This window comes from Oribacterium parvum ACB1, assembly GCF_000238055.2.
In the GTDB taxonomy this organism is placed as follows: Bacteria; Bacillota; Clostridia; order Lachnospirales; family Lachnospiraceae; genus Oribacterium; species Oribacterium parvum.
Genome location: NZ_KE148312.1, coordinates 1,254,814 through 1,281,209, shown reverse-complemented (window position 1 = coordinate 1,281,209; position 26,396 = coordinate 1,254,814). Strand labels below are relative to the sequence as shown.

Sequence of the window (26,396 nt, the reverse complement as noted above, 5' to 3'; positions counted from 1 at the left end):
GATGATTCTACTCTATAAGACAAGAAAATAAGTTAGCCGGTTACGCTTTTCAACATTTTCAAAAAATTCTTATCCTTTAATTCCGGACTGTGCTACCCCTTCAATAAACTGCTTCTGGAAAATGAAGAAGACGAGAATCACGGGAATAACTGCCATAACCGCCCCTGCCATCTGCATAGGGTACTGTGTCGTATACTGTCCCTGCAAAGTGGAAAGAGCCGGTCCTAAAATCATATTTTTCGGAGAGGTGTTCACAATAAGAGGCCACATAAAGTCATTCCAGGCAAACTTAAAGGTAAAAATACTTAAAGTCACAAGGCCGGGCTTCACAAGCGGCAACATGATTCTTCCAAAAATCTGATAGCGACTACAGCCATCAATAATGGCCGCCTCCTCCAATTCTTCCGGAAGCGAGAGAAAAAACTGCCGCATCAAAAAGGTACCGAAGGCGCTGAAAAGATTCGGGATAAAAAGTGCCGGAATCGTATCCAAAAGCCCCATTTTCTGGATAATCAGATACTGCGGAATCAGGAAAATCTGCCCCGGAACCATGAGTACGGAAAGAAGCAGGATAAAAATGACATTTCTGAAGGGAAATTTTATTCTGGCAAAGGCATATCCCGCCATAGAACAAAAGAGAAGCTGGGCAAGGACTGTCACCACGGTAGAAAAAATCGTATTCAGATAAATCCGTACAAAGGGAAGCGAACGCACTATCTGCGTATAGGCTTCCGTAATGAATTTCTTCGGGAAAATGGTTGGTGGAATTGCCATTGCTTCTCCACTTGTCTTGAAAGAAGTCAAAACCATCCAAAGAAAGGGGAAGATGGTAACACCAAGTCCGGCAATAAGGATTAGATGCACAAAGAGTTTTTTCCAAGATAATTTCTGCTTCATACTTCTTCCTCCTTTCTAATAATTTACCCATTTCTTCTGCACGGAGAACTGCACAAGTGTCACCAGCATAATGACCGCGAAAATCAAAATGGAAATGGCCGCGGCATATCCCTTATAACCGTAATCAAAGGCCTGTCTATAGAAAAGCATGACTACCGTCTGCGTCGATTCATAGGCGGGATTCGATTTCAAAACCATCATATAGACCACATCAAAGACCTGAAAGCCGCTGATAATGGAGGTAATCATGACAAAGAAAATGGTCGGGGTGAGGAGCGGCACGGTAATCTTAAAAAACCGAGTCAGCGGTCCCGCTCCGTCAATCTCGGCCGCTTCATAATAGCTTTTGTTAATGCCTTGCATTCCGGCAAGGAGAATAATCATATTGTAGCCTACGCTCATCCAAAGACCGACCAACATGACAACAAAAATAGCCGTTTTGGGATTTGTAAGCCAGCCGATACGCGGGCCGCCAAAAGAAGTAATCAGCGCATTTAAAATCCCCATTTTCTCATTGAAGACCCATTTCCATACCATGGCAACCGCTGCAGCCATCGTTACGGACGGAAGGAAATAGAAGGTACGATAAAGAGACTTTCCCTTTATTTTCGAGTTTAGTAAAGCTGCAGTCACAAGAGAAAGAAACAAGCCCACCGGTACGGTTACTACGACATATTTCAGCGTATTTCCAAAGGTTTGAAATACTTCCTTATCGGAAAAAAGCTGTCTGTAATTCTCGAATCCGATAAAATGCGTCACATTGAACTTATTTACATCATTAAAGCTGAACCAAAAGTTCTGGACAAAGGGCCAGATGTAAAAAACCAAAAGACCGAGTGTGACCGGCGCAATAAAAACATAGCCTGCAATCCAGTCCTTTACCTTCCAGGACATCCCTGTCTTTTTCTCTTCTGTCTTCATACTTACTCCTTCTATCTTAAGGCTGAAAGCCTTGCCGTATTCTGCAAGAGCTTCAGTATAAGAAGAAACTATCCCGGAAGCGTAATTCTCCCGGGATAGTCTGATTCTTAACAAGTATCGTCCCTAAAGTTGCGATATCCCGTTTATCTTATTGATTCTTTGCAAGGAAAGCGTCCGCTTCCACCTTCAATGCCTTACAAGCATCAGCAAGACTCTCTTCTCCGCTATATGCCTTCTGTAAAGCCTTGGACTCCATGTCATAAAGCTCAGCTGCATTCTTACATACCGGAAGCGGATAAGCCTTATCGGTATGAGCAGTATAAACGGAAAGATCATACTTGTCACTGGACTTGGCAAATAGCTCCTGAGATTCATTTCTTGCAGAAATAACTACTCCAGCATTGCCCTGAATATCCATAGCTTCCTTGCTGCTAAGCCAAATAGCGAGGTCAGTAGCGGCTTCCTTGTTTTTGCTTCCTTCATACACCGCATAGCCTAAACCGTTGATGCAGTTTGTCTCAATGCCGTTAAAGCTTGGAAGTTCAACGCAGTCAATCTTATCCTTAATGGTATCGTTTCCTGCATATTCCGGAACCATATAGGACCCTGCAAAGTTCATAGCCAGCTGTCCGCCCTCAAACATAGCGTCTGAAGAAGTCTCGGAAAGAGCTGCGGAAGAGGGAGAAAGTCCCTTGTCAATCATATCAATCCAACACTGAATACCGCCCTGTGTCTTCGGATCATCGTATCCGGAAGTCTTCTTGTCTTCACTGAGAATCCAACCGCCATTTGCAAAAACCGTCTGATAGTACCAAGTCTGGAAGTCTACAGGACACGCGAAAGGATATACACCGTCAGGAAGTCCCGCTTTCTTGAGTTCCTCCGCCTTTGCCACCAAATCTTCATACGTCATATCATTTGTCGGATAGCTTACGCCTGCCTTATCGAAGATTTCCTTATTGTACCAAAGTGCATTGGTATCAAAATCCTTTGGAACTGCATAGTTCTTTCCGTCTCTTACATAGTTGTTTACAAGCGATTCCGGGAAATTGTCCTTAATATCGGACTTGGCAATAGCATCCGTAAGATCCGCAAGGATACCGCCGTCTACATAGCTGTCTGTATGGAGAACATTTAGCCAGAATACATCCGGTGCCTTTCCGCCTGTCGCAGCCGCTTCCAACTTGGTCCAATACTCTCCGCCCTTATAGGGAGTTAACTGTACTTCTACCGTTACATCCGGATGTTCCTTTTCGTAAGCTTCTACTAACGACTCCATCATCGGTCTCTGCTTCTCATCCCAGATGGCAAGAGATAAGGCGGTCTTTCCTTCAGCCTTATTCTCCCCTGCAGGCGCAGAATCTCCGGACGCTGTCTTGTTTCCGCAAGAAGCCAATACACTCACTCCCATGGTGAGTACTGCCGCCCAAGCGAGCAATGCTTTTGTTCTTTTTTTCATAATTTTCTCCTTTGCTATTTCTAAGCCTTTGAGGAGTAAATCCCCCTTGGCATAGTGAACTTTGATTTAACTTTTTTATTATCTTGATCTGCTAAAAGTATCTTTATCCCCTAAAGTATCTTTATCTCCTAAAAGGCATATCCGTATAGCTTTTTCTTAATGGGAATATCTTCATAGCTTATTCGCGGAATATCTTTATGCCTTATTCCGGAGAAAAATCCGGTAAGTTCCCTCTTTCAGATCCACTTCTACAGAATAGCCGTTTGCAAAGTCGGACCTTTGCCTGTAGCCCTTCTCATCTAGGATTTCATGACGGACAAGCTCCGCTTCCCCAACCTTCTCATGAAAATCACTGACCGTCCGGACTCTTTCCAAGTGGGTCTTCCATGGCATTTCCTCTTCCAAAGTGAAGGCTCCGTCAATTCCCATATAAGCAGGATCTCGCACAAGATACGGTGCACCGCCGTTTAAGAGAGCATAGAGCATGTAGTCCTCTTCCGGAAGCTTTTCCATCATCCAAGGGATAATGAGACAGTCATGATAAACCAGATTAAACATCGGAATCGGAATCCCGTACTTCGGGCTTCCCGGCTCTCTCAGCATAAAGTCATATGGCGCATAGTGGCAGAATACAAGCCAGGGAACAGCCCAGTCATTGACCTCTTCGGAACTTGGCAAAATGTTCTTACTTAAGAGGTAACGGAAGCAGGCATTTCTGTACTCATAGGAATCTCTACGCCTCATTGTATGGCGGGGATTTGCACACTCATCTCCCTCGTTACAGGTAAAAACATCGAGATACGCTCCGTCTAAATGTACTCCTTCTTTTAGAAGTCTTTCGAAATTTCTCCGCACATAGTATGGTGCCTGGATGGTACAAAGATAGGCCTGCGGTCCTCCCGCCCAGCGTGCATGGCTATAAATACTGCCGTCTGCACTTTTGCAGGCAAAGTCATCATCATAGCTTTCCGCCTTCTTGTAAAAATCCCTGTACTGATCATGGATGCCAAAGAGATAGCCCAGCTCTTCCATCGTCTTAGAAAGCTCTCGCATCCCTTCCCATCCACCGGCCTCTGCACAGGCAGGTCCTACATCCGGATGCTTATTGTCATAGCCTGCATCGCCCCATCCGTCAAGATGAAGATAGAGTTTCTCAACTCCGTCCGCCTTGAATGCCTTCATCTCTTCCGTTCTTTTCTTAAACGGAACTAGACGATTATTCTTATCCGGAGCATCCTTATCGAAAAATTCAGAATCCGACTGTACACAAGTCTTGATTCCCTTATGCACAAAAGATGCACCGATCAGTTTTTTTACAGAAGGAGTGGACACCTCCTTTTCTTTCAAGGTCTTCAGTTTTCCCTCTTCTCTTGCCAGTTCTCTATAGCATTTTAAAATAGAATTGTAATCACAATCCGAGAAGAAGATATAGCGCATAATCCGACGGTATTCCATCTGTCCGAGACTCGGCTCTATACGAAATTGCACAGTGGATTCATTTGCCCCCGCCTCATGCACCGCTTCATAGCCCATATTCCAAGGAGTAAGACTCTCCGCGAGATACCCTTCCCCGTTCTTTACCTGTGCAAAGATGGGAAGATAGGCACTCGCTGTTCCGAAACGACCGTTGAAGCCGTCCTGCTTAAAGCGCACATCCCAAGTATTGGGGATCAAGATTCCCTGCTCCTTCGGAATAATCGTGTACCAATCTTTACTTTCCTTTTTGAAGGAAAAGGGTCCCGGGAAAAAGACTTGCTCTACACAGTTCAGAGGAGCCTCTGTTAAAGGAATCCACTCAAAATAGACTTGCTTTGTGCTGTATTCTACCCAAACGAAGGTCTCAAAAGAAAACTCGGAAAGAGCAAAGCCGCTATAGCTGCTACGAATCCCTTCTCCTACACCGCTTTTCACAAGCTCATGTTTCTGTTCTTTGGCCTCTTTAAAGTAAATAGGCTTCTCACAGGCTTTTACGCGAAAGAAAGGAGAAAAGTTCTCCTCCGTTTCCCAAGCTGTCTTTCCTGCCAAAATAGAATATCTCAAATTTTCCTTATCAAATCGCAGGCAAAGCCCATCATAGGAAAATTGAATCATGGATTCATTCATATCAAGTATTTGCTCCTACTATACCTGTTTAACTTATAATTAATAATATCTGTATTATATTCCATTTTTTTTAATTTCACTAGTAGAAATATGCGATAAGTACTATAGCAAAACGAGATATCGCACGCTTTGCGGGCGATATCTCGTTTTGAATAAAAGCCCTCAACTTTTCACCGTTGAGGGCTTTTTGTAAGAAGATTCCTGCATTCCGTGACTGCATCTTCAAAATCTAAATCATTTTGCACTTCTTCATAAGTTTTTCCACTTCTGTTCCCTTGATTCGTTTTAAGGCTGCCTTAAGCACGATATCCTGAATAAAACCGAGCTGTAAGTCTGTAATCTTCTTTCCGTCCCGAAGGGCCACCGTGGCATTTAACAAATCTCGAATATCATATACACTGCCCCAGACCTCCGGAACTCCTCTATCCACATTTAACAAGGTGTACACTGCCTCCATTGCTGTTCGAATGGAATACTCTGTAGTAAACACCGTGTCTCTGGGTGTTTCCGCAAAATTTCCGATAAATGCAAAATTTACAGAACCCTCCGGCACAACCAGGGGACGGTCTCCTTCTTCACGAGGCTGGAAATATGCACTGGCGAAGGGCATCATCACAGGCACGGTATTTGCACTATGGGCTGCGAGCTCCGGAATCTCTTCCACCGGAACGCCTAAGTGATAAAGCCATTCTTCACAGATTTCCTGTCCGGTGCATTCCCGCATGGATTTTTTAACAAAGTCCCCCGGCTTATCGGAAAACATACCGTAGAGCCAAACCAGAACCTGTCCTTTTGGCTGATTTCTGTACTGGGGCTGACGGTTAATGGTCCAGCTTAAGAGCCAAGAGGAATCAGTGACGGTCACAATTCCGCCGGTTACCACTTTTCCGGAGAGAGGATCTCTTTTGCAAATATTTTTGATATAGGGAAGAATCTTTTCATCCAAGGTATTTACCGTAGCACTCACCCAATTGCTGTCCTCCGGGTCCATGCAGAATTTATCCGGCTTTCCGAAAGATGAATCCTGCGTAGCAATCCTTCTCCATAAGTCGAAAGTGCCGCCCGGGTGAATCTCCCCGTCCATACCGGTGGCCTCGGTCTGACTGCCGTAAGTGGAGTTTTCCACATTACTGCCATTCGTATAGAAAACCAAGTCATTTTCCGTTAAATCAATGCTTTCCTCTTTACCGTCTCGCAGAAGTTCAATCCGCCTTGCCTGCTTTTTTCCGGCAGAAATGTCAAAAAGCACATTTGTCACGCTGACACCGTAATGGAACTGTACTCCATGCTCCTCCAGATATTTTACCATGGGAAGCACCATGGATTCATACTGATTGTATCTGGTAAAACGCAATGCCTTAAAATCCGGGAGTCCGCCAATATGGTGGATAAATCTTTGCATGTAGCGCTTCATTTCCAAGGCACTTTGATCGTCCTTAAAGGCAAACATGGTTCGCCAATACATCCAGAAATTAGTCTTAAAAACTTCTTCATCGAAAATTTCCGTCATTTTCACATTAGCCAAATCTTCATCCGGCGTCATGAAAAGCTTCATGATTTCCATACTGCCTTTGTCGGAGAGACCGAACTTGTTCTCCGTCTTCGCATCTTCTCCGCGATTCTTGGTCGCACGGCATAAAGAATAATTCGGATCTTTTTTATTCAGCCAATAGTACTCGTCCAGTACGCTCACTCCCTCGGTTTCGATAGAGGGAATAGAACGAAAGAGGTCCCACATACATTCGAAATGATTGTCCATCTCTCTGCCGCCCCGCATGACATAACCCGCAATCATTTTATCTCCGTCTAAGGCTCCGCCCGGATGAGATTCCTTTTCCAGAATATGAATTCTTTTTCCTTCCATTTGAGCATCTCTTACCAAAAAACAGGCTGCTGCGAGAGATGCCAAACCGCTGCCAATCAGGTATGCCGACTTGTTCTCTATCCCTTCCGGCTTCTCCGGACGGGCAAATGCCTCATAATTTCCACTGGAATAATACATTCTCTAACCCTCCCTTTCTCTTTGTTCTTTCTCTTTGTTTTTTGTTTACAGCCTTATTCTAGTACATTAAAAAGAGGAAAACTATAAACAAAACAGCCGGCATGATAAAAAACTTATCAAACCGACTGTTTTGCTTAAATGATCTCAAAAAAAACTTCCTAAATGATCCGATATTCCGATGCTTACCGATATTTTGAATACGCCTCCAAAGCCCTTGCAAAGTTTCCCTGCATAAGGAGACTCATACGCGAAATGATTTTTTCAGGATTCTCTTTCATATCACGCTGAATCCAATCCAATATAAGCCCGACATAAGCATACTTGTAGAAGTTGGCAATAAAGTCCTTATCTTCTTCGCTGACTACTCCTTCCTTGTCCTCTTCCTCTACAACATCACGAAGAAGTCTGTACGACACCTTAAACAAATATTGCTCAAGTTGCTCTCTACTGACCGTGCGATAAACGTTCATAATCAGCGGCTTATTTTCCAGAATGGAAAGAAAAAGCTGAAGATAGCCTTCCTGCCAAGTTTCATAGCTCTTCTTTCCCGCCAGAATCTTCTCCGCTTCTTCCGCAAATGACCAATCTATCAAGTCATATATATCCTGAAAATGATAATAAAAGGTCATGCGATTCATTCCGCAGTCGTCCGCAATATCCGAAATTGTAATTTTATCCAAAGGTTTTTTTAGAAGCAATTTCTTTAAAGAGGCTTCCAAGGCCCTTTTCGTAAGATTTGACATTGTTTCCCTCCCATTTTTCGAAAGAAAAGAGACACTCGAATGAGCGTCCCTTTTCAAACGGATATCCTGTCTAGGCAGGGCTTACCCATTTCTCCCTATGTTTTTGTTTTCCAATTACAGCTCGTTCTCTCCATCCTTAATGGCTCTTAAGGCTTCCGCCAGTCCGGAAAGTCCCTGCGGATCAGCATCAAAGATTTCCTCTGTGCTAAGAGGCTCCGAAGTTTCCTCCGAAACATTCGGGGTATAGTCTACATGCTCTTCCTTATCGGTAGAAAGCTTTACATTACGATATCTTCTCATACCGGTTCCGGCAGGAATCAGCTTACCGATAATGACATTTTCCTTGAGTCCGATAAGATGATCAATCTTACCGTTAATTGCCGCTTCTGTAAGCACCTTGGTTGTCTCTTGGAAGGAAGCCGCAGACATAAAGGAATCGGTTGCAAGGGAAGCCTTGGTAATGCCGAGCATCGTTCTCTTTCCTTCTGCCGGAGTCTTTCCTTCTTTAATGAGTCTCTCGTTCTCATCTTCGAAATCCAAGCGATCCACAGTCGTTCCCGGAATAAAGCGGGAGTCTCCTGCCTCATTGATACGCTCTTTCTTCATCATCTGACGAACAATCATCTCAATGTGCTTATCATTAATTTCTACACCCTGCAGACGATAAACTCTCTGCACCTCGGAAATCATGTAGTTCTGTACTGCCTTAACTCCCTTAATCTTCAAGAGGTCATGCGGATTGATAGAACCTTCCGTCAAAATATCTCCGGCTTCCAGTACCTGTCCGTCCACAACCTTCAGTCTTGAACCATAAGGAATCAGGTAGGTTTTAGACTGTGCGGATTCGTTGTCCGTAACAATCACTTCTCGCTTCTTCTTGGTATCCCGTATTTCAACCACACCCGGAATCTCCGTAAGAATAGCAAGTCCCTTTGGCTTTCTCGCCTCGAAAAGCTCCTCTACACGGGGAAGACCTTGGGTAATATCTCCACCTGCCACACCTCCTGTATGGAAGGTTCTCATGGTAAGCTGTGTTCCCGGTTCACCGATGGACTGTGCGGCAATGGTTCCAACCGCTTCACCCACTTCAACCGGCTTCCCTGTTGCAAGGTTTGCTCCGTAGCACTTTGCGCAGATTCCGGACTTGGAACGGCAGGTCAATACCGTACGAATCTTTACGGACTGTCTTCCCATCTTGGTGAGCGCGTTCATAACAAGAGGTGCTCTCTTCGGAGTAACCATGTGATTTGCCTTGATGACAATTGCACCGGTCTCCGGATCGATGATATCTTCCGCAAGGAATCTTCCTGTGATTCTTTCCTGTAGAGACTCAATCTTCTCCTGTCCATCGGAAAGTTCAGTAATCTCCATGGAAGGAATCGTCTCCCTTCCTTCAGCGCAATCCAAGTCACGGATAATCAAATCCTGAGAAACGTCTACCAGTCTTCTGGTAAGGTAACCGGAGTCAGCTGTACGAAGAGCGGTATCGGAAAGTCCTTTACGAGCACCATGTGCAGAGATAAAGTACTCCAAAACGTCCAGTCCTTCACGGAAGTTGGATTTAATCGGTAACTCGATGGTTCTACCGGTTGTATCCGCCATGAGTCCACGCATACCGGCAAGCTGCTTAATCTGCTTATCGGATCCACGGGCTCCGGAATCGGCCATCATGAAGATGTTGTTGTATTTATCCAAACCTGTTAAAAGATCATGGGTTAACTGATCGTCGGTATTCTTCCAAGTTTCAATCACTTCCTTATAACGCTCTTCCTCCGTAATCAGTCCGCGGCGGAAGTTCTTTGCAATTCTGTCAACGGTGCTTTGCGCCTGCTCAAGAAGCTCTTCCTTACTTGCCGGAACAGTCATATCGTGAATGGATACGGTCATCGCAGCCTTCGTCGAATACTTATAACCGATAGCCTTTATATCATCGAGAGTCAGTGCTGTCTGCATTGCTCCATGCACATCCATAACCTTTTCCAGAATTTGCTTCAGGTTCTTCTTCTTTACAAGGAAGTTAATCTCGGGAAGCAGTCTGTTTTCCGGAATAGAACGATCGGTGAAACCTAAATCCTGCGGAATAATCTCATTGAAGAGCAATCTACCTACCGTGGTTTCGATAATTCCTTCCAGCTTCTCTTTCTGTCCGTCTTCGGAAACCCATTCTTTTCTTATCTTACATCGAATCTTTGCATGCAAGGTCACGAAGTGATTCTCGTAAGCAAGAATCGCTTCATCTATGGACTTAAAGAGCATGCCCTCTCCTGTATCTCCTTCTCTCTCCTGCGTAAGATAATACACACCCAGTACCATATCCTGAGAAGGAACCGCAACCACGCCACCATCTGACGGCTTTAAGAGGTTGTTCGGAGAAAGAAGCATAAAACGGCACTCTGCCTGTGCTTCCTGCGTTAAGGGAAGATGGATAGCCATCTGGTCTCCGTCAAAGTCGGCGTTGAAGGCCGCACAAACGAGCGGATGAAGCTTAATTGCCTTACCCTCTACGAGAATCGGTTCAAAAGCCTGAATACCCAAACGGTGCAAGGTCGGAGCACGGTTCAACATAACAGGATGCTCCTTAATCACATACTCGAGAATGTCCCAAACGCCCTCATCCAGACGCTCTACCATTTTCTTTGCATTCTTAATGTTGTGTGCCTTACCGGTATTCACAAGTTCCTTCATAACGAAGGGCTTAAAGAGCTCAATCGCCATTTCCTTAGGCACACCGCACTGGTAAATCTTAAGTTCCGGGCCTACTACGATAACAGAACGACCGGAATAGTCTACACGCTTTCCCAAGAGATTCTGACGAAAACGTCCCTGCTTACCCTTTAACATATCGGAAAGGGACTTCAGTGCACGATTTCCGGGACCGGTCACAGGGCGTCCTCGTCTACCGTTATCAATTAAAGCGTCTACCGCCTCCTGCAACATTCTCTTCTCGTTACGAACAATGATTTCCGGTGCACCAAGCTCCAAAAGACGCGCAAGACGATTATTTCTATTGATAATTCTACGATACAGATCATTGATATCGGAAGTCGCAAAACGTCCGCCGTCAAGCTGTACCATCGGTCTTAAATCAGGAGGAATAACCGGAAGATTTGTAAGAATCATCCACTCCGGCTTATTTCCGGAAGAACGGAAGGCCTCTACCACTTCCAGCCTCTTCACAATACGGGCTCTCTTCTGTCCGGAAGAGTTGTCCAGCTCGGAACGAAGACTGCTATATTCCTTCTCCAAATCAATATGAGAAAGAAGCTCAAAAATCGCCTCTGCACCCATACCTACACGGAAATTACCATAGCCGTACTGCTCTATTGCATCTCTATATTCCTTCTCGGAAAGCACTTCCTTATAACTTAGACTTGTCTCCATCGGATCCAAAACCACGTAAGAAGCAAAATAGAGAACTCTCTCCAAAATTCTCGGGCTGATATCCAAAATCAAGCCCATTCTGGAAGGGATGCCCTTGAAATACCAGATATGAGAAACCGGAGCGGCAAGCTTAATATGCCCCATTCTCTCTCTACGCACGGAAGACTTGGTCACCTCTACACCGCAGCGATCACAGATTACTCCCTTATATCGAATCTTTTTGTACTTTCCGCAATGACATTCCCAGTCCTTTACCGGTCCGAATATTCTTTCACAGAATAATCCGTCCTTCTCCGGCTTTAAGGTTCTATAGTTAATGGTTTCCGGCTTTTTTACCTCTCCGTAAGACCAATTCAGAATCTTCTCCGGAGAAGCCAAACCGATTTTTATGGAATCAAATTGTACCGGCTCATTTCCACTTTGAAAGTTTGCCATTTTTCCTCCTCTACTCGTCCTCACCATCATCATCTACTAAGCCGGAAGTGATGCTTTCAAAGAATTCCTCCGCATCCTGATCGGAAAATTCCCCTGCATCATCATTTCCCTCTTCGCTGTCTACCAGTTCTCCGTCCTTAAATTCCTGCTTTGTATAGCCGTAAGCTCCGAAGTTCTCCTGCTTTTCCGTGCGATAATCTCCGCCGGATAAGAGTCTATGCATATCCTGGTTTGCATCATAGAGATCTTCCGTAATCTCCACAACGTTTTGCTCTTCATCCAGAACCTGCATATCAAGACAAAGTGCCTGCATTTCCTTAAGAAGTACCTTGAAGGATTCAGGTACTCCGGGTGCCGGAATATTCTGTCCCTTTATAATCGCTTCATAGGTCTTTACACGTCCCGCAACATCATCCGACTTCATCGTCAGAATCTCCTGTAAGGTGTAAGCGGCACCGTAAGCCTCCAGTGCCCAAACCTCCATCTCTCCGAAACGCTGTCCGCCGAACTGCGCCTTTCCACCAAGCGGCTGCTGGGTTACTAAGGAGTACGGACCTGTTGATCTTGCGTGAATCTTATCATCAACCAGGTGATGAAGCTTTAAGTAGTGCATGAATCCGATAGAGGTCGGACCGTCAAATTTCTCTCCGGTTCTACCGTCACGAAGCTGTACCTTTCCGTCAATGCCGATGGGTACGCCCTGCCACTCTTTTCTATGCTCAAGATGAGCCCCTAAGTACTCATATACCTCCGGATTAAGCTCTTCCTTATGCTTTTCGGAAAATTCTTCCCAGCTAAGATTGACGTAATCATTTGCCAGAAGAAGGGTCTGCTGAATATCCACCTCGGTTGCACCGTCAAAAATCGGGGTAGATACATCGATGCCCAGCGCCTTTGCAGCCAGGGAAAGGTGTAATTCCAGCACCTGTCCAATGTTCATACGAGAAGGCACGCCGAGCGGGTTCAATACGATATCCAAAGGACGGCCGTTCGGAAGATAAGGCATATCCTCAACCGGAAGCACTCGGGAAACGACACCCTTGTTTCCGTGACGACCTGCCATCTTATCTCCTACACCAATCTTACGCTTCTGTGCAATGTAAACACGGACAGACTGAGAAACTCCCGGTGCAAGCTCGTCGGAGTTCTCTCTGGTAAATACCATGGTATTGATAACCGTACCATAAGCACCGTGAGGTACCTTCAAAGAGGTATCCCTTACTTCTCTTGCCTTCTCGCCGAAGATGGCACGAAGTAAACGCTCTTCTGCAGTAAGCTCGGTCTCTCCCTTCGGGGTAACCCTTCCTACTAGGATATCTCCGGCTCTTACTTCAGCACCGATACGGATGATTCCTCTTTCATCCAAGTTCTTTAAGGCATCATCGCCGACACCCGGTACATCGGAAGTAATCTCTTCCGGTCCGAGCTTGGTATCTCTTGCTTCCAGCTCATATTCTTCAATATGTACGGAAGTATATACGTCGTTCTGTACCAGTCTCTCGGAAAGGAGAACAGCATCCTCATAGTTATAGCCTTCCCATGTCATGAATCCGATAAGCGGATTCTTTCCTAAGGCAATTTCTCCATTCTTTGTGGACGGACCGTCGGCAATAACATCGCCGGCCTCCACATGGTCATGGGTATCCACAATCGGCTTTTGGTTGTAACAGTTACTGGGGTTACTGCGCATAAACTTCATCAGCTTATACTCGTCATAGCCCCCGTCCTTGTCCCTCTTAATCACAATCTTAGACGAGGAAGAAAGGGTAACCTCGCCGCTGTTCTTCGCTACTATACAGGCTCCGGAGTCAACAGCAGCCTTATTGGACATACCGGTATCTACTACTGCGGACTCTGTCGTCAGAAGCGGAACCGCCTGACGCTGCATGTTGGATCCCATGAGGGCACGGTTTGCGTCGTCGTTCTGTAAGAAAGGGATCATGGAAGTCGCCACGGAGAAAACCATCTTCGGGGATACGTCCATTAAATCGATACTTGCTTTCGGGAAGGCAGAAGTCTGGTCTCTGTATCTTCCGGAAACGTTGTCATGCTTAAAATGTCCTTCTTCATCGAGAGGCTCATTTGCCTGTGCTACTACGAAATTGTCCTCTTCGTCCGCCGCAAGGTAAATCACCCTATCGGTTACAATCGGATTCGCCTTATCCGTCTTATCCACCACGCGATAGGGGGCTTCGATAAAACCATACTCATTGATTCTTGCATAAGACGCAAGAGAGTTAATGAGTCCGATGTTCGGTCCTTCAGGGGTCTCGATAGGACACATTCTTCCATAGTGTGTATAATGTACGTCTCGCACCTCAAACCCTGCACGGTCTCTGGAAAGTCCGCCCGGTCCGAGTGCGGAAAGTCTTCTCTTATGAGTCAACTCCGAAAGCGGATTGTTCTGGTCCATGAACTGGGACAGCTGAGAAGATCCGAAGAACTCCTTTACAGCCGCAGTAACCGGCTTAATGTTAATCAAGGACTGCGGAGTAATTTCATCCATATCCTGTGTGGACATTCTTTCACGAACCACTCTCTCCATACGGGAAAGACCGATACGATACTGGTTTTGTAAAAGTTCTCCAACGGCACGAATACGACGGTTTCCAAGGTGATCGATATCATCCGGCGTTCCGATTTCTTCATCAATATTTAAAGCATAGCTGATGGATGCAAAAATATCTTCCTTTGTTATGTGCTTTGGAATCAAGGAATGGATATTCTTACGAATCGCCTCCTTAAGGCTCTCAACGCCCTGCTCTCCCACTTCTTCCAAAAGTGCCTTTAAAGCGGGATAATACACCAGCTCATTGATACCAAGCTCTTCCGGATCAATTTCTTCCGGAATCCATGCCCTGATGTCTACCTGCATGGAAGAAAGCACCTTCTCCGTACGGGTCGGGCCGTCAATCATTACGAAAGGAACCGCAGCGTCCTGAATGGTCGTTGCAAGCTCTTTGCTCACCATGGTTCCGGCTTCTGCCAAAAGCTCGCCGGTTTCAGTAGAATAAACTGCTTCCGCAAGGGTATGTCCCTTGATTCTGTTCTTTAAGTGAAGCTTCTTATTAAACTTATATCTTCCCACCTTTGCGAGATCATAACGTCTCGGATCAAAGAACATGGAATTCAAAAGTGACTGCGCAGAGTCAACGGAAAGAGGCTCCCCCGGTCTAATCTTCTTATATAACTCTAAGAGGCCTTCCTGATAGTTCTCGGAAGGATCCTTCTCAATGGATGCCTGTAACTTCGGATCATCTCCGAAGAGATCCAGGATTTCTTTCGAAGAGCTGACTCCAAGCGCACGAATGAATACCGTTACCGGCACTTTTCTGGTTCTATCTACACGAACAAAGAAGATGTCGTTGGAGTCGGTTTCATACTCAATCCAAGCACCTCTGTTCGGAATAATTGTACAACTGTAAAGCTCCTTACCTACTTTATCATGATCTACGCCGTAGTAAATTCCGGGGGAACGTACTAACTGGGATACGATAACTCGCTCTGCACCATTGATTACAAAGGAGCCGTTCTCGGTCATAAGAGGAAGATCTCCCATGAAAATCTCATGCTCGTTGATTTCTTCCTTATCTTTATTAAACAGGCGAACTTTTACCTTAAGCGGGGCTGCATAAGTAGCATCCCTTTCCTTACACTCTTCTATACTATACTTTGCTTCATCCTTAACAAGCTTGAAGTCCACAAACTCCAAACTCAAATGACCGGCAAAGTCCTGGATGGGAGAAATATCATCAAAGGCCTCCCTCAAGCCCTCATGCAAAAACCATTCATAGGAATCCTTTTGGATTTCAATGAGGTTTGGCATTTCAAGAACTTCCTTACTGCGAGAGAAAGTCATCCTGAGATTCTTCCCGGTTCTTACCGGATGCATTTTGCTTTTTTTCATCGACCGTTCACCCCTAATATACGAGACGGACCCGTCTCCTTGCTGAGAATTCACAATAAAAAGCACCCTACAGGGGAATAAGATATGCAGATATCTTTATAGCTCTTGTTGGGTATCCTTTTCTTGTAAAAAATTGACGATTCGTTCACTTCAATCCGGCATCCTATCCCCAAAGTGCGGAAAAAGGGCATAGTTTGCCCTGTGTCTGCCGAATAAGCAAACTTCATACTATCATTTCCCTCTTCCTCTTGTCAAGGCAAAGCATAGTAAAAAATTTACTCTATATTTTATGAATTTCTGTGAATATTTTTATCCAACAAATTCGGATTGGTTCTGATCATTTCTGCAGAATTTCTTACTTTTTCTTCTTACTCTGTTCTGTCCCGTTTTCTTTTACGACCTTCTCAGCCTTTCCTCTTAACTTGGCAAAAAAGCCCTTTTGCTTGGGCATTTCAGGCACAACTCCGCCTCGAACAGACTTAATGGAACGAATATAGATTCCGGAAACGGCAACCTTCACTTCCTTCTTAACCGGGATTATCTCATAGACTGTAGGATCCGCCATAAGAGTCAGGACTCTCGGGCCAACCTTCGCCTTCACAACCGGAAGCTTGGACATACGAGCATAAATCGGCATCTCCTTTTCCACCTGTTCAGGAAGTCCGGCAGCCACCGCTTCTTTCACCCGAAGCTTCTTCTTATCAATAATCAACATGGAGACCTCCATGGTATTGGCTTCAAGCATAGGTTGTTGCATAGCTTGCTTTGCCTGCAGGCGACGTCCCAAAATATACAGAATAACCAAGACAGCAGAAAGAATAATAAGAACTGTAATAAGCACAGAGAACACCGTTTGAGCAGAAATCGCAAGCAACATAAAAAACAACCTCTTCTTTCAAAATGATTATGCATAGCGAAACGAGATATTGCACAGCTTACGCATATAGCCCGTTACGAATTGGAACAACGAAAGTATTCTACCCTTTCAAGGGGAAAATTGCAATGGAGAGTTCCGTCTCCGCAATCATTTCCTCAAACTGATAAAGAAGATAGGAAAGACGCAGTTCTGCACGTCCTGCCGAAAATTCCTCATAGAGATATTTCACTTCCTTTGTATCAAAAGAAAGTGGCATGGCCCCCAGCTCCGTTTCATAGTCCACAGACCATTTGATGCCGGAAAGGTATTCCACTCGCTGCGTCTCCTTCCAGTTTCGCATCATAACCAGTTTGTTTTCCGAAGGAAAAAACTCCAGGGAATGGTGGATGTTATCCTGAAAATAACTCAGAAGATAACTCTTTCCGCGATTTAGAAGTACTCCCTTTTCCTCTATGGTAAACTCATCAAGTTCTTCTCCGATTTTTTGCTTGCTTTTTAATCTGATTTTAACCTTCATTTCTCTCCGCCCTTTCGAGCCTTATAACCAAAAGCGCCAATAGGCAATCCATACTGCGAAACAAGAATCCGCCTGTATTCATCAGGTTCGCTCTATCCTCATCATCAAACCGCACAAAAGTCAATTCGTTTTTCTATACATTAAAAGGGTTCTGCGTGCATAACAGAACCCTCAGGCGATAGAAAGCAAACTTTTTTATCAAATCGATTATGTTTTAAGTATAGCAGTTATTTCCAAAAAAGTTTAAAGTCTAAAGAAATAATTATTTATGAAATTCTTAAGGTCTAGGAAGGAACTATGTCGGTCTGTTTTCTGCACTGGAAATCAGGTTCTCTACCAGCTCTTCAATATTCCATCCCGCTTTTTGAAACAGCATAGGATACATGGAAATAGAAGTAAAGCCCGGCATCGTATTGATCTCGTTAAATACAATTTCCTCTCCCGTAAAGAAAAAGTCCACCCTGGACAAAGAGAAGCCGTCCACTGCCAGAAAAACGGATTTTGCCGCCTTCTGAATTCTTTCCTCTATCCCTTCCGGTAAGTCCGGATTAATATCTGTCTGCGAGTTCGGATTATTGTACTTGGCATCATAATCATAAAACTCCGCCGCCGCTTTAATTTCTCCAACGGAGGAAGCCTTTACTTCTCCGGGTATACCGGAAAATACTGCGCACTCCAGCTCTCTTCCCTTGATACACTCCTCAATCAAAACACGCCTATCTACTGTAAGAGCAAAATCTACCGCTTTTAAAAGCTCTTCCTTGTTTTCCGCCTTACTGACTCCGCAGGAAGAACCCGCATTGGAGGGTTTTACAAATACAGGGAAATGCAAATCCCGCTCTACATCTACGCATATTTCTTCTCTTCTTTTTTCCTTCTTCCACTCGGAATGCCGCAATGCAATGTAGTTCGCCTGACGAACACCCTGTTTTGTCAGTGTTTTTTCCACGGCAAGCTTTGTGGATACCTTATCCATGGAAATGGCAGAGGATAATACCCCACAGCCTACATAGGGAATCTCCGCAAGCTCCAGAAGCCCCTGAACCGTCCCGTCTTCACCGCCCTTTCCATGAAGAACCGGGAACACGATGTCGACTTTTTCCAAATGGAAGCTTCCATCTTCTTCCATAAAAACAAGAGACTTAAGAGCCGCATCCGGGAGAAGCGCCGCTCTTCTTTTTCCTTCTCTCCAGCTATTATCTTCAATTTTTCCTGTATTCTCAACCGGAATCCACTCTCCGGTCTTCGTGATTCCCACAAAAAGCGGACGGTATTTTTCTCTGTTTACCGCTTTTGCCACAGTAAGGACGGAACGACAGGAAACCTCATGTTCTGTGGACTGTCCGCCAAAAAGTAAAAGTAAATTTTTCATTTCGACCCTCTTGATTTTCTTTGTTTCCGTTTTCCATTTCCCAAATATCTTAGGTAAAACAATTTTTCCTGCGTATTATACATAGAACAAATGCATCGCTTATTTTTTCCCAAAAGATATCATACACTCTTCATCCAATATTCGTTATGCATAAGCATTGCCACCCGAGAACCGAGTGGCAATAAATAAAACTTAATTTGCTTTTTCAATCTGCACAATAGCAGCCTTCTGCATAGGAATGCGACAGTTCTTATTTCCGCCGAACTCTACAATCACGGTATCATCCGTCATATCGATAATCACTCCATAGAAACCGGAAGTAGTCAATACCGTATCTCCGACAGCCAAGCTGGACAACATATCCTGCTGCTTTTTCTTCTCCTTCTGCTGAGGACGAACTCCCATAAAATAGAAAATACCGACGATGACCAAAATGTACGCTACCGTTCCGAATACCCCAATGTTTCCCATATTTTTCTCCTTTTGTCCTTTACAATTCTGTCCTTCATTTTGCACCTTTTATCGAAAAAAGCAAGGCTTTTATCCATGCAAAATCTTAGATTTCAAATCTCTGCTTTAGGAATTCTGAATCTTCAGCTTATACAGCGCTTCCGTCTTCCATGCTTCCCACCTTCCTTCCCGAATCGCAAAACGCATCTCCCGCATCAAACGATTATAGTAAGAAAGGTTGTGCAGTACACAAAGGCGCATACCGAGCATTTCCTTCGCCTTTAAGAGGTGGCGAATATAAGCTCTGGAATAACCACCCGTGTAGCTTCCGTCCTCCAAGCGAATCCCCTTACATGCCGGGCAGTCACAGCCCTCCTCTATCGGGCGAAAATCCTTTTCATAAGCGAGATTCCAAAGATTCAGCTTGCCGGAGGCATGATAAACATGCCCATGTCTTCCGTTACGACTCGGGAATACGCAGTCAAAAAAGTCTATTCCGCGGTCTACCGCCTGCACCATGTTTTCCGGTGTACCGACGCCCATAAGGTAGGTCGGCTTATCCTTTGGAAGGAAGGGCACTACATCATCCAGAATCCGATACATGTCTTCATGACTCTCTCCCACTGCAAGACCTCCTACGGCATAGCCCGGAAGCTCCAGCTCGGAGATCTGCTTAGCATGGTTAATTCGCACATCCGAAAGGACGCCGCCCTGATTGATACCGAAAAGAAGCTGGTTTTTGTTAATCGTGCTTTCCTCTTGACTCAGTTCTTCCATCCTCTTTTTACAACGAAGAAGCCAGCGTGTCGTCCTCTCCACAGAGGGCTCAATATACTGCCTGTCCGCCAGTGCCGGAGGACACTCATCGAAAGCCATGGCAATGGTGGAAGCCAGGTTGGATTGAATCTCCATGGACTCTTCTGGCCCCATATAAATCCTTCGCCCGTCAATATGGGAGCGAAACTCCACTCCCTCTTCCCGAATCTTCCGTCCGGTCTTTGCTAAACTATAGACCTGAAAGCCGCCGGAATCCGTGAGAATCGGCTTATCCCATTTCATCATCCGATGCAGTCCGCCAAGCTCCTTGATCACCTTGTCTCCGGTTCTTACATGAAGATGATAGGTGTTGGAAAGCTCCACCTGTGTTCCGATTAGCCGAAGGTCATCCGTGGATACTCCGCCCTTAATAGCGGCTACCGTACCCACATTCATAAAAACCGGAGTTTCAATCACGCCGTGTACGGTTTCCATATGAGCGGACTTGGCCCTTCCGCACTGTCCGACTATTTCATATTTCATTTTGACAGTCGCCATATCCGCTCCTTACTTTACAGTGAACTTGACTCTACATCCATTTCTCTATGATTTCTCATCGTATTCTATCCGGTTAATAACCCCGGGCAATCCTGCTCAAGACAAGCTTACTTCTTGCCCTTCTCTGCAGAAAGCTTTTCCTTCCGCTTCTTGGACATATTTACAAAATCATACCAAAGCGGTCCGGCAATGCATACCGAAGACCAAGCACCGGAAACAATACCTACCATAAGCGGCATAGAGAAGTCTCGAATAGAGCTTACGCCGAAGAGGAAGAGGCAGAATACCGTGATAAAAGTCGTAATCGATGTATTTATAGAACGGGTAAGGGTATTGGAAATCGCCTCATTTACCGCAAACTCCAAGCCTTTCTTCTTCACCTCGCCCTTCTGAATGTTTTCACGAATACGGTCAAATACCACGATGGTCGCGTTGATGGAATATCCGACAATAGTCAGGATGCAAGCGATAAAATTGGAGCCTACCGCCCAGCGGAATGCCGCGTAGAAGGTTACTGTCACAAGCACATCGTGCGCAAGAGCAAGTACAGAAGAGGATGCAAACTTGATATCCCGGAAACGAACCCAGATATAAATCAACATACAGAAGATGGCAATCGTGAGTGCCCAAACGGCATCCGTCTTCATTTCCTTGGAAACGGCACCGGAGATATTTTCCGTAACAATCTTATCCTCGGAGATGGAGAACTTCTCTTGAATGCTGTTGTAGAGCTTTGCTCTCTCTTCCGTTGACATGGTTCTTGTTTTAATGATTACTTCGTTGGTTCCAGCCACTTTCGCCGCCTGTGCGGAAGCATCCCCGCCGGTTGCTTCCCTAAAGAGCGGAATAACCTGCTGATCCACTTCCTCCATACTTAAATCTTTATCAAAGGTAATCGTTGTGGAAGAACCGCCCTTAAAGTCAAGGTCATAGTTAAAGATATAACCCGTGTTTTTCTTATTCATCCCGAGCATGGCAAAGCCGGCAACAATCACTACCGCAGAAGCAAGGTAGGCAATCTTACGGAACTTGATAAAGTTGATGATTTTGGTATCTTTCTTGATTCCGTAAAGAGCCGGATTCTCCGCTCCCATGGAAAGGAAAGCATATAAAAGTGCTCTTGTCACAAAAAGCGCCGTGATTAAAGAAACCACGATACCGATTGCCAAGGTGGTCGCAAAGCTCTTTACCGTTCCGGAACCGCGGAGATAAAGCACCGCCGCCGCAATAAGGGTCGTGATATTTCCGTCCAAAATAGCGGAAAGCGCCTTCTCAAAGCCGGCCTTAATAGACTTTTCTACAGAATTCCCCTGTCCCAGCTCTTCCTTGATTCTGGTAAAAATGATGACATTCGCATCCACGGCCATACCGATGGAAAGAATAACGCCGGCGATACCGGGAAGCGTCAAGGTTACTTCAAATGCCTGTAGAAGTACCATTTCAAGCCCTACATACAGCACTAAAGCAATGGAAGAGGCAAGCCCCGGCAGACGATAAACAAGCAACATGAAAAGAATCACCAGCGCAATACCGATAGCAGCCGCCTTTAAGGAGCTCGCAATTGCCTCCACACCGAGGGTCGCACCGATTACATTGGAACGAAGCTCGGTCAGCTTTACCGGAAGAGCACCGATACGAATGGTGGAAGCAATTTTGTTCGCCTCATCATAGGACTCAATCGGGCTGATGGATGCCTGACCGCCGCTAATCGCTTCCTTTACATTCGGAGAAGAAATCACTTCATTATTATAGATAATGTAAATGCGCTTCCCTACATTGTTCTTGGTCGCTTCCTCAAATTTCTTCGCTCCCGCCTCATTAAAGACAAGCTCAATCACATATTCCTTATTATTGTTCTGGTTGGTCATTCCCGCCGAAGCTGTTTTTACATCATCTCCGGTAAGAAGCACATTTCCGTTCTCATCCGCAAACTCCAGTGTTCCGGGTTCTCCCAGCTCTTCGAGAATTGCATTGGCATCCGTGGCACCGGGAATATCGATATTGATTCGATTATCTCCCTCTTTATACACCTGCGCTTCATCCGAATAGCTCTGTGCCTTCATCTGCAGCTTATACACCGTGTCACTCATCTGCTCCGCAGTGGGATTCTCGTCCACAGTTTGGTAAGTGATGGAAACACCTCCGTTTAAGTCCAAACCGAGCTTAATATTGTTTGCGTTCATATAGCCGAGAACGCAGAACGCCGCAGTCAGGATCAGGACTCCCAACAACTGTAATGTAGCCTTAAATTTCTTGTTCATTTCGTACTTCCTTTGCAAAAGATTTTGCCTTTTTTCCTTAGGCATATACTGCCTTATATTAGCACAGGTAAAAGTCTTAGTGCAAGAAATAAAAAGAGCATCCGCAATCGGATGCTCTTTCAATACAAATCAGGAATATCCAAGCCTGAAGCCCTTTGAAAACGCACTGCTTCGGACAGAGATTTGCACTTAGTCCTCAGCCCCAATACTAATATGACGTTCTACACCTTCCTTGGTAAATTTTGCCGTATCCAATTCAGGCATCAGTTCTGTGGTAATAATATGAATCATCTCTTCCAGCTTTTCCATTTCTTCCTTCGTAAAGCGTTTCTTGCAACGCTCCTCTACTTTCTTCACATAGCGGAAAGAAACCTCGTAATAGTCCCAGAATTTCTTTGTGGGACGAAGATGAAATTCACGATGATCATTTTCATCCTGAATCTTCTCAATATAACCCTTCTGAATAAGAGCATTAACCTTGTAGGCCGCATTCGGCGCGGAAATGCCCATCATGATGGCAAACTCCTGCACAGTTGGCTCTCCCAGAGCCTTAATGCATTCTATGCTGTAGCTTTCTACAGTAGTGAGACTCGCCTCTCTTTTTTCAAACTTCGCAAATACCTGCATATAAAAATAAATCCGAAATTTGTCGTAAAGACCAAATATGGCATCACTAAACATACGTTTCTCTTTTCTCAAAAATTAAATTGTCATCACGCACTTTTACTTTGTTAAAATAAAAGCAATTTTCTATTTCAATCCAACTTTAACAGAAAATTACGATTTTTCCAATAGCAGAAGCCTATATTTAAGAGTTTTTTTAATTAAATGATTTAATCCATATGTTTATATTCATTTTTCAAAAGCAATATTTTCTTTTTTTAATATTTTTTTAATAATATTGCACTGCTTATTGACTATGAACAGCTCCTATTATTAAAATAATTTCCTTTTCGAATCGGTCCGAACTTCTTAGTATGACAAAACCGCAATTTACATGATAGCAAAGCTGAGCTCCGCCTTTACAGCCGTCTTTCCATTCACCTTCGCTTCCGCTTCACCTATCCCAATCGGGCCTTTTCTGTTCGTTAAACGACAACTAAGCTCCAGCGTATCTCCCGGTCGAACCGGAGTCTTAAACTTACAGTTCTTGATTCCTCCAAAGAGGGCAATCTTTCCTTTATGCTCCGGAAGAGAAAGAAGAGCTACTGCACCTGTCTGCGCAAGAGCTTCCACCACTAAAACTCCCGGCATTACCTTGAACTTTGGAAAATGCCCCTGAAAAAACGGCTCATTCGCCGAAACACATTTTTTTGCAACAGCAAACTCCCCGGGGGTGTAGTCCTCCACACTGTCAAGCAGTAAAAACGGATAACGGTGCGGGAGGATTGCTTCGATTTCTTCTATATTTAACTTTGGCATAGTGCGTTCCTTTCATAAGTACTTCTAAAGGAAACGCCCCCTAGCCCTTCCGGCAAAAGACGCTCTCGCTCGGTTCCGGCCTAGCGGTACTAGATTCACACTTCGCTACGCTTGTGTTCATCAAGTGCCGAGGCCTCCAAACGCTTTTGCCCGTAAGGGTATAGAGGGTCGTTTCCTCCTATTTACTCCTTTTTTATAACTTCCTTTGCTATTTCTTAAAGACAAGGCAAGCGTTATGTCCGCCGAAGCCGAGAGAGTTCGACATAGTATAACGAAGCTCTTTCTCCCGCCCTTTATTCGGCACATAGTCCAGATCCAGCTCTTCATCCTTTACCTGATAGTTCATCGTTCCCGGCACAAAGCCGTCGCGAAGGGCAAGGACGGAGAAAATGGCTTCTACTGCTCCGGCTGCACCAAGCAAGTGTCCTGTCATGGACTTTGTGGAGGAAATAGGAACGGAATAAGCTCTTTCCTTGAAAACAGCCTTTACCGCCGCTGTTTCTCCAAGGTCATTTAAATGAGTGGAAGTGCCGTGTGCATTGATGTAATCAATATCAGAAGATGTAATTCCTGCATCCTTTAAGGCAAGTTCCATGCAGGCAGCTGCGCCCTCTCCTCCGGGGGAGGGTGAAGTAATGTGATAGGCATCACAGTTCGCCCCGTATCCTACGATTTCGGCATAAATCTTTGCTCCTCTTTTTAAGGCATGCTCTCTTTCCTCTAAAATGAGGATTCCCGATCCCTCTCCCATGACAAAACCGGAGCGTTCCTTATCAAAAGGAATGGAAGCACGACTTACTTCTGTCGCCGGAGAAAGAGCCTTCATCGTTGCAAATCCACCGATTCCAAGCTCCGAGATGGCCGCCTCTGTTCCGCCGCAAAGCATGGCGGTTTCATAGCCGTCCCGAATACGATGAAAGGCATCGCCTACCGCATTGGATCCGCCGGCACAAGCCGTGACCGGGCAAATGCAGATTCCCTTCAACTTGTGCCGAATGGCAATCTCTCCTGCCGCCATATTGGAAATAGACATCGGAATAAAGAAGGGACTCACTCTTTCAAAGCCTCGTTTCTCGCCCTTGGTATGCTCTTCCTCTATGGTCTTTAAACCGCCGATTCCACTGGAAACGATGACACCCATTTCTTCAGGCGGGAGGGTTCCGGAAATTCCGCTGTCCAGCATAGCCTCTTCCGCAGCAATCATGGCAAACTGCGTGAAGCGCGCCATATGCTTTAATTCTCTTTTATCGAAGACCGTTTCCGGATGAAAATCCTTTACTTCTCCGGCAAGGTGCACGGAAAAGGCACTACTGTCAAAGGCAGTGATTTCCCCGATACCGATCTTTCCTTCGCGAATCCCCTTCCAGCTCTCTTCTACCGTATTTCCGACGGGGTTCACCGTCCCCAGTCCTGTCACTACCACTCGTCTCTTTTCCATTTTCACTCCCTATGATTCTTTGCTCTATTTTGCTTGATTCCCGTAGAGATTGTTTTCCGTCTCTCCCTCTTTCAGGAAAATAGATTTTCGTTTCTATTTACATACCGACAGGCTACATTCCCATACCGCCGTCTACAAGAAGACTTTCCCCCGTAATATAGGAAGACTCTCTCTTTGCAAAAAAGGCTACTGCATTGGCAACATCTTCTCCTGTACCGAATTTTTTCATCGGAATGGAAGAAAGAAGCGCCTCCTTCACCGCATCAGACAGAACCTCCGTCATTTTGGTATCAATAAAGCCGGGGCAAATGACATTGACCGTAATATTTCGTCCGGCAAGCTCTTTGGCGAGAGATTTCGAAAATCCGATAAGTCCTGCTTTCGATGCCGCATAATTACTTTGTCCGCTGTTTCCGTGTATCCCTACCACACTGGAAATCTGTACAATTCTTCCGTATCGCTTTTTAATCATATATTTGGACACTGCTTTGGAGAAAAGAAAGGCACTTCGCAGATTGCTATCGATTACGCAGTCAAAGTCTTCCGATGTCATTTTCAAAAGAAGCTGATCCCTGGTCACACCGGCATTGTTCACCAAGACTTCTATGGAAGAAAAACGGCTTAAGCCTTCTTCCACAAGGGCATTGACTTCCTCTTCCTTTCGAATATCCGCAGAGAGGAGAAGCAATTCCGTTTCCGGATTCTTTACTTTAATCTCCTTTGCAAGCTCCTCCGCCGCCTCTTTATTCTTTCCGTAATGCAAGACGAGATTATAGCCTTCCTCCGCCATTTTTAAAGCAATAGCGGAACCGATTCCGCCACTTGCCCCGGTAATTAAACAAGTCTCTCTTTCCACAATCCTTCCCTTTCTCTGTTTTTCCAAAGACAAAGCCTCAA

At 45.1% G+C, this 26,396-nt stretch carries 18 protein-coding genes; all 18 read right to left on the bottom strand.

Going from position 1 to position 26,396, the window contains the following annotated elements; translation table 11 throughout:
• Positions 1-69: 69 nt before the first annotated feature.
• Positions 70-897, bottom strand: coding sequence for a carbohydrate ABC transporter permease (locus tag HMPREF9625_RS05770; RefSeq protein WP_009534853.1), 828 nt, complete (start codon positions 895-897; stop codon positions 70-72).
• A 15-nt stretch (positions 898-912) separates the two neighbouring features.
• Positions 913-1,818, bottom strand: a complete 906-nt coding sequence (locus HMPREF9625_RS05765) for a carbohydrate ABC transporter permease (protein ID WP_009534854.1) — start codon at positions 1,816-1,818, stop codon at positions 913-915.
• 148 nt (positions 1,819-1,966) lie between these two features.
• Positions 1,967-3,277, bottom strand: a complete 1,311-nt coding sequence (locus HMPREF9625_RS05760; protein WP_009534855.1) for an ABC transporter substrate-binding protein — start codon at positions 3,275-3,277, stop codon at positions 1,967-1,969.
• Positions 3,278-3,472: 195 nt separating this feature from the next.
• Positions 3,473-5,380: a DUF5696 domain-containing protein gene (locus HMPREF9625_RS05755; RefSeq protein WP_009534856.1), complete on the bottom strand. Its 1,908-nt coding sequence runs from the start codon at positions 5,378-5,380 to the stop codon at positions 3,473-3,475.
• 229 nt (positions 5,381-5,609) lie between these two features.
• Entirely contained in the window at positions 5,610-7,382 is a 1,773-nt protein-coding gene (locus HMPREF9625_RS05750; protein WP_009534857.1) for an oleate hydratase, read from the bottom strand.
• 182 nt (positions 7,383-7,564) lie between these two features.
• The gene (locus tag HMPREF9625_RS05745; protein WP_009534858.1) at positions 7,565-8,125 is read right to left on the bottom strand and encodes a TetR-like C-terminal domain-containing protein; all 561 of its coding nucleotides are present in this window, start codon (positions 8,123-8,125) and stop codon (positions 7,565-7,567) included.
• Positions 8,126-8,239: 114 nt separating this feature from the next.
• Entirely contained in the window at positions 8,240-11,941 is a 3,702-nt protein-coding gene (gene rpoC, locus HMPREF9625_RS05740) for a DNA-directed RNA polymerase subunit beta' (RefSeq protein WP_009534859.1), read from the bottom strand.
• Positions 11,942-11,951: 10 nt separating this feature from the next.
• Positions 11,952-15,848, bottom strand: coding sequence for a DNA-directed RNA polymerase subunit beta (gene rpoB, locus HMPREF9625_RS05735; RefSeq protein ID WP_036569782.1), 3,897 nt, complete (start codon positions 15,846-15,848; stop codon positions 11,952-11,954).
• A 355-nt stretch (positions 15,849-16,203) separates the two neighbouring features.
• Positions 16,204-16,725, bottom strand: coding sequence for a hypothetical protein (locus HMPREF9625_RS05730; protein WP_009534861.1), 522 nt, complete (start codon positions 16,723-16,725; stop codon positions 16,204-16,206).
• A 100-nt stretch (positions 16,726-16,825) separates the two neighbouring features.
• A complete protein-coding gene (locus HMPREF9625_RS05725; RefSeq protein WP_009534862.1) occupies positions 16,826-17,242 on the bottom strand; it encodes a YwiB family protein in 417 nt (138 codons plus the stop codon).
• 295 nt (positions 17,243-17,537) lie between these two features.
• A complete protein-coding gene (locus HMPREF9625_RS05720; protein WP_009534863.1) occupies positions 17,538-18,614 on the bottom strand; it encodes a D-alanine--D-alanine ligase family protein in 1,077 nt (358 codons plus the stop codon).
• 192 nt (positions 18,615-18,806) lie between these two features.
• A complete protein-coding gene (gene yajC / locus HMPREF9625_RS05715) occupies positions 18,807-19,085 on the bottom strand; it encodes a preprotein translocase subunit YajC (protein ID WP_009534864.1) in 279 nt (92 codons plus the stop codon).
• Between the two features lie 105 nt (positions 19,086-19,190).
• Positions 19,191-20,378: a tRNA guanosine(34) transglycosylase Tgt gene (gene tgt / locus HMPREF9625_RS05710; RefSeq protein ID WP_009534865.1), complete on the bottom strand. Its 1,188-nt coding sequence runs from the start codon at positions 20,376-20,378 to the stop codon at positions 19,191-19,193.
• Between the two features lie 107 nt (positions 20,379-20,485).
• Positions 20,486-22,639, bottom strand: coding sequence for a protein translocase subunit SecDF (locus HMPREF9625_RS05705; RefSeq protein ID WP_009534866.1), 2,154 nt, complete (start codon positions 22,637-22,639; stop codon positions 20,486-20,488).
• A 189-nt stretch (positions 22,640-22,828) separates the two neighbouring features.
• The gene (locus tag HMPREF9625_RS05700) at positions 22,829-23,320 is read right to left on the bottom strand and encodes a MarR family transcriptional regulator (protein ID WP_009534867.1); all 492 of its coding nucleotides are present in this window, start codon (positions 23,318-23,320) and stop codon (positions 22,829-22,831) included.
• 312 nt (positions 23,321-23,632) lie between these two features.
• A complete protein-coding gene (gene fabZ / locus HMPREF9625_RS05695) occupies positions 23,633-24,061 on the bottom strand; it encodes a 3-hydroxyacyl-ACP dehydratase FabZ (RefSeq protein ID WP_009534868.1) in 429 nt (142 codons plus the stop codon).
• A gap of 208 nt (positions 24,062-24,269) precedes the next feature.
• Positions 24,270-25,499 carry a beta-ketoacyl-ACP synthase II gene (fabF, locus tag HMPREF9625_RS05690; RefSeq protein WP_009534869.1) on the bottom strand — a complete coding sequence of 410 codons (1,230 nt, stop codon included), beginning with the start codon at positions 25,497-25,499 and terminating at the stop codon, positions 24,270-24,272.
• A gap of 112 nt (positions 25,500-25,611) precedes the next feature.
• Entirely contained in the window at positions 25,612-26,382 is a 771-nt protein-coding gene (gene fabG / locus HMPREF9625_RS05685) for a 3-oxoacyl-[acyl-carrier-protein] reductase (protein WP_009534870.1), read from the bottom strand.
• Positions 26,383-26,396: the final 14 nt, after the last annotated feature.